This is a genomic window from Conexibacter stalactiti (assembly GCF_033542075.1).
GTDB classification, from domain to species: Bacteria; Actinomycetota; Thermoleophilia; order Solirubrobacterales; family Solirubrobacteraceae; genus Conexibacter; species Conexibacter stalactiti.
Genome location: NZ_JAWSTH010000240.1, coordinates 1 through 688 on the forward strand (window position 1 = coordinate 1; position 688 = coordinate 688).

Genomic DNA, 688 nt, shown 5'->3' on the forward strand with positions numbered 1-688 from the left:
GGCGTGGGTGTCTCGGGCGCGGCTGGTGGTTGGTCGCCGATGATCACGATGAGGCCGCCGTTGGCGTAGGCGAGTGAGTTCTGGATCTGTGGGATGACGCGTTCGAGGAATCTGTCGGCGTCGGTGGAGGCCTGTTGGGCGTCGCTGGTGATCCAGGAGAGGGCGGGTGTGGTGTCGGCGTCTTTGAGGTCTCTGGCGAGCTGGGTGAGCGGGACGTTGTGGGTGTCGCAGTCGTCGGCTTCGAAGGTGGCGCGGAACCAGAGGAAGGGGTTGTGGCGGGTGGTCGTGGCGTCGGTTCCGCAGGCCGCGGAGGAAGGGGCGGAGGCGGCCGGTTCGGTGTAGGCCTTCCAGGTTCTTTCGAGGGCGCGGAGCTGGTCGCCGATGTGGCCGGTTTCGGGGCCGTAGACGCAGCCGTCGCCGCCGGTCTGTCCGTTGGTGAGCGCGTCGGCCGGTCTGACGTCGCCGAGGGTGGTGCAGTCGGCGAGGGTCTGTGCGGTCGGGCCTTGGCCGCTGATGAGCGCGATGCGGTTGGCGAGTGTGCCGCGCGCGACGGTGCGGTAGTCCGACAGCAGCGTGCCGCTCTTGACGAGTGTGCCGGCAAGGTAGGGCGCGGTGGTCTCGTCTCTGGCGAGCGCGCCCAGGTCGGCGGCGCCGAGCGTGACCAGGAAGACGTGCTTGATCGGCGAGG

Annotated in this window: 1 protein-coding gene; it reads right to left on the reverse strand. The window is 69.3% G+C overall.

Annotated elements, in window-relative coordinates:
- Positions 1–688: alkaline phosphatase family protein (locus R7226_RS31555; RefSeq protein ID WP_318601533.1), on the reverse strand; the 688-nt coding region annotated here is incomplete at both ends.